The 663-nt window shown below is 46.2% G+C and carries 2 tRNA genes; both read left to right on the top strand.

What is annotated here, in order from left to right:
• Nucleotides 1–263: 263 nt before the first annotated feature.
• A tRNA-Ile gene (locus GY169_RS18985) sits at nucleotides 264–340 on the top strand.
• A 110-nt stretch (nucleotides 341–450) separates the two neighbouring features.
• A tRNA-Ala gene (locus GY169_RS18980) sits at nucleotides 451–526 on the top strand.
• Nucleotides 527–663 lie beyond the last annotated feature (137 nt).

Below are 663 nucleotides of genomic sequence, written 5' to 3'. Positions count from 1 at the left end.
GAGAATCTCGACAGAGAAAAGCGAAATTAAACGCTTGACTCTGAAAGAGGAAAGCGTAATATACGCCACCTCGCGACAGAGCGCTAAAGGGAACCTGCGGTTGGATCACCTCCTTACCTTAAAGAAACGTTCTTTGAAGTGCTCACACAGATTGTCTGATGAAAAATAGCAGTAAAGAATCTCTGCAGGCTTGTAGCTCAGGTGCGTTCTTTGAAGTGCTCACACAGATTGTCTGATGAAAAATAGCAGTAAAGAATCTCTGCAGGCTTGTAGCTCAGGTGGTTAGAGCGCACCCCTGATAAGGGTGAGGTCGGTGGTTCAAGTCCACTCAGGCCTACCAAATTCTTCCTGATACCGCGTTGTGAAACGACTCGCATACTTCAGTATGCTTCGCCGTTCCACGCCTTGTCTCAGAAAGAATTACGGTTTTAAGAGATTCTGTCAAACGATGGGGCTATAGCTCAGCTGGGAGAGCGCCTGCTTTGCACGCAGGAGGTCTGCGGTTCGATCCCGCATAGCTCCACCATCTTTACTGCAACAAACCAAGAAAACTTCAGAGTGTACCTGAAAAGGTTCACTGCGAAGTTTTGCTCTTTAAAAATCTGGATCAAGCTGAAAATTGAAACGACACACTGTGTCTGTTCTCCGTAATAAGAACAGATA

Source organism: Kluyvera genomosp. 3 (assembly GCF_011765685.1).
Classification (GTDB): domain Bacteria; phylum Pseudomonadota; class Gammaproteobacteria; order Enterobacterales; family Enterobacteriaceae; genus Kluyvera; species Kluyvera georgiana_A.
This window is presented reverse-complemented; position numbering and strand designations above follow the sequence as displayed.